Below are 3,911 nucleotides of genomic sequence, written 5' to 3' on the forward strand. Positions count from 1 at the left end.
TTGAAGTATGTCATGCAATTGCATGACGCGCACCTCGCAACAAGAATGCCGGAGCATTCTTGAATATGGTAGATTTTTACATTATGTATATTATGAAATATAAGTGAAAAGTAATTTTGTGGAGACTTCCACTGTGTAAATCAGAGGGCGCTGGAAATTTTTTCTCCGAACGCGATTGCTAGCGGAGGAGACAAAATTCCCAATGCCCTCGGTATACAATACCCGAAATAAATACATTTTTTCGAAACCAACGCATACATTATGGTAAACAGGATTTTACGCGAGGTTTTTATGCCAGATAGAGGTTTACACGTACAACAAACAGAAAATGTGGACAGAGGAAGGCTGCAAGTCAATGTAACATCAACATTGGGTTTGCAGCCTGTTGTAAATGCGCGCGTCAGCATTGCGTACACAGGGGAAGGGCAGCGAACATTAGAAGAATTGCAGACGGATTCCTCCGGTCAGACGGAAGAGGTGACATTAGACACGCCGCCACTGGAATATTCACAGGAACCAAACCAGCCACAGCCGTTTTCAGAATATACGGTAACCGTACAGGCAGATGGTTATCGTCCGGTGGAGGTGTCAGCCGTTGATGTCTTTGCGGACGTAACATCGTTGCAGGAAATTCGCATGGAACCGCTGGATATTTCGCAGGGAGAAGGGGAGGAAAATATTGTTGTTCCGCCGAATACGCTGTGGGGTGATTTTCCACCGAAGATTCCGGAGGAGGAAGTAAAACCGGTCAATGAATCCGGAGAGATTGTATTAAGCCGTGTAGTAATTCCGGAGTATGTGATCGTCCATGACGGACCACCGACAGACACCCGGGCACAGGATTATTATGTGCATTACCGGGATTATATCAAAAATGTAGCTTCCAGTGAAATCTATTCGACCTGGCCGGATGCAACGCTACGGGCAAACATTCTGGCGATCATGTCTTTTGCCCTGAACCGTGTATACACGGAGTGGTACAGAGGAAAAGGCTACGATTTTACCATTACATCTTCTACTGCTTACGATCAGAAGTGGTCTTTTGGTCGTACGATTTTCAGAAATATTTCCAGAATCGTTGACGAAATATTTAACAATTATCTGTCCCGCCCGAATGTGCAGCAGCCGATTTTAACACAGTATTGTGATGGTAAAAATGTGACCTGCAGCGGGTGGATGACTCAGTGGGGATCGCGGTATCTGGGAGATCAGGGTTACAGTCCGATTGAGATTCTGCGTTATTATTACGGAAGCAGCATTTATATCAATTCCGCGGAGGAGATAGCAGGAATTCCATCTTCCTGGCCGGGAACGGATCTGACAGTTGGATCTTCCGGAACAAAAGTGCGGCAGATGCAGCAGCAGCTTGCACGGATTTCTCAGGCATACCCTGCCATTCCAACCATTACCGCAGATGGTGTTTTCGGGGAACGAACCCGGGAAGCGGTGGAAGCATTTCAGCGGATTTTTGATTTGCCGGTGTCTGGAGTGGTGGATTTCCCAACCTGGTATAAGATTTCTCAGATCTATGTGGGTGTGACGCGGATCGCAGAATTGAATTAGATTTACAAGTTCTTATTATATGTATTCAGGAAATAATCATGCTTGCATGGAAGAATTCTCTGGATGTGTAGCGAAGAATTAAATAAGAAAATGCCGGAGAGATTATAATTCCTCTGGCATTTTTCTGCGATTTCATGTACAATAGGGCATAAACGACAGAAAAATAACAGAAAGAGGATAAATAATGGAACAGAAAAAAAACATTATGGATTACGATACTGTTTCCTTAGACGATGAGAGCAGTGCCGTAGTAATTATTGATCAGACAAAATTACCGGGAACAACAGAAATCATCGCATTAAAGACTGCACAGGAAATCTGGGATGCAATCTATCTGCTTCAGGTACGTGGAGCTCCGGCCATCGGCGTAGCAGCAGCTTACGGTATCTATGTTCTGGCAAAAGGCATTGATACAGACAACTACGATGAGTTTTACGCAGAGTTCAAGAAGCAGAAAGAATATCTGGATTCTTCCCGTCCGACAGCAGTTAACCTTTCCTGGGCATTAAACCGTATGGAGCAGGTTGTATTAAACAATGCGGACAAGTCCGTTTCTGAGATCAAACAGCTTCTGAAAGAGGAGTCCATCGAGATTCAGGACGAGGATATCCGCGTATGCAAAGCCATTGGTGAGTATGGTCTGACACTGGTAAAACCGGGTGATGGTATTCTGACACACTGCAATGCAGGAAAACTTGCAACAAGCAAATATGGTACAGCAACAGCTCCGATCTATCTGGGACAGGAGCGTGGCTACAATTTCCGCGTATTTGCAGATGAGACAAGACCGCTGCTTCAGGGCGCACGTCTGACTGCTTTCGAGCTTCAGTCTTCCGGCGTTGACGTAACACTGATCTGTGACAATATGTCTGCAACTGTTATGAAAAATGGTTGGGTAGACGCTATTTTCGTAGGTTGTGACCGCGTGGCAGCAAACGGCGATACCGCAAATAAAATTGGTACTTCCGTAGTTGCAGCCGTTGCAAAACAGTACAATGTGCCGATGTACATTGCAGCACCGACATCCACCATCGATATGAACACACCGACCGGTGATCAGATTAAGATCGAGCAGAGAAAACCGGAAGAAGTGACAGAGATGTGGTACAAAGAGCGCATGGCTCCGGAAGGTGTCAAAGTGTTCAACCCGGCATTTGACGTAACAGATCATGAGCTGATCGCAGGTATCGTAACAGAGTTCGGTATCGCACGTCCTCCTTACACAGAATCTTTCAAAGAGATTTTTGCAAAAAAAGAGGCAGCTCAGAAAAATAAATAAGTATAACAAATCGTATGGTATAATTTCCTATAATCCTAGTAGAATATAGGAAATAAATGCTTCACTTTTTTGAAAGAGTGGGGTATAATAAGCAGTGATGGTTCAGCAGAGATAAGTTCTCAGGAAAGAAAATTATTTTTATATCAAGCAGCATTTGGTTGCAGGATATAATAAATCTATGCTGAATCATTATAATGCTTATTGAGAATCACAGGAGGTATAAATATGGCAGACAGTGCATGCAGCAGCTGCAGCAGTGCAGGAAGCTGTTCTTCCGAAAGCTGTGAAGGATGTCCAAGCAGCAAACAGCCGCAGAGCTTTCAGGAAAAATTAAATGAGTATTCATCCGTAAAAAAAGTAATCGGTGTTGTCAGTGGTAAAGGTGGTGTCGGAAAATCATTCGTAACCGCATCTTTGGCAACTGCAATGCGTAAAAAAGGATACGAAGTAGGTATTCTGGATGCAGATATCACAGGACCGTCCATCCCGAAAATGTTTGGTGTACACGGACCGGCTATGGGCAGCGAGATGGGAATTTTACCGATCGCAGCAGAGGACGGAACCAAGATCATGTCCATCAACTTACTGATGGAAGATGAGGAAGCTCCGGTTATCTGGAGAGGCCCGGTTATCGCAGGAACCGTAAAACAGTTCTGGAGTGATGTTGTATGGGGCGACCTTGATTATTTATTTGTAGACATGCCGCCAGGAACCGGTGACGTTCCGCTGACTGTTTTCCAGTCTCTTCCGGTGGATGGTATCGTGATCGTGACATCTCCGCAGGAACTGGTACAGATGATCGTAAAGAAAGCCTACAATATGGCAGGTATGATGAACATTCCGGTACTTGGAGTCGTAGAAAATTACAGCTATCTGAAATGTCCGGATTGTGGAAAAGAGATTAAACTGTTCGGTGAGAGTCATATTGATGAGGTAGCTTCTGAGCTGGCAATGCAGGTTCTTGGCAAAATGCCGTTGGATCCGGCTTATGCAGAACTGGCAGATCAGGGATTATTCTACAAAGCAGATAATCCATATCTGGAAGATGCAGTGAAGAAAATTGAAAATA

At 44.5% G+C, this 3,911-nt stretch carries 3 protein-coding genes; all 3 read left to right on the forward strand.

Annotated elements, in window-relative coordinates:
• Nucleotides 1-291: 291 nt before the first annotated feature.
• Nucleotides 292-1,563: a peptidoglycan-binding protein gene (locus LG34_RS15845; protein WP_109216936.1), complete on the forward strand. Its 1,272-nt coding sequence runs from the start codon at nucleotides 292-294 to the stop codon at nucleotides 1,561-1,563.
• 184 nt (nucleotides 1,564-1,747) lie between these two features.
• Nucleotides 1,748-2,842 carry an S-methyl-5-thioribose-1-phosphate isomerase gene (mtnA, locus tag LG34_RS15850; protein ID WP_109216937.1) on the forward strand — a complete coding sequence of 365 codons (1,095 nt, stop codon included), beginning with the start codon at nucleotides 1,748-1,750 and terminating at the stop codon, nucleotides 2,840-2,842.
• A gap of 225 nt (nucleotides 2,843-3,067) precedes the next feature.
• Nucleotides 3,068-3,911, forward strand: an 844-nt coding sequence (locus tag LG34_RS15855) for an Mrp/NBP35 family ATP-binding protein (protein WP_109216938.1), incomplete at its 3' end; no start/stop codon positions are given.

The organism is Eubacterium ramulus, assembly GCF_003122485.1.
Classification (GTDB): domain Bacteria; phylum Bacillota; class Clostridia; order Lachnospirales; family Lachnospiraceae; genus Eubacterium_I; species Eubacterium_I ramulus_A.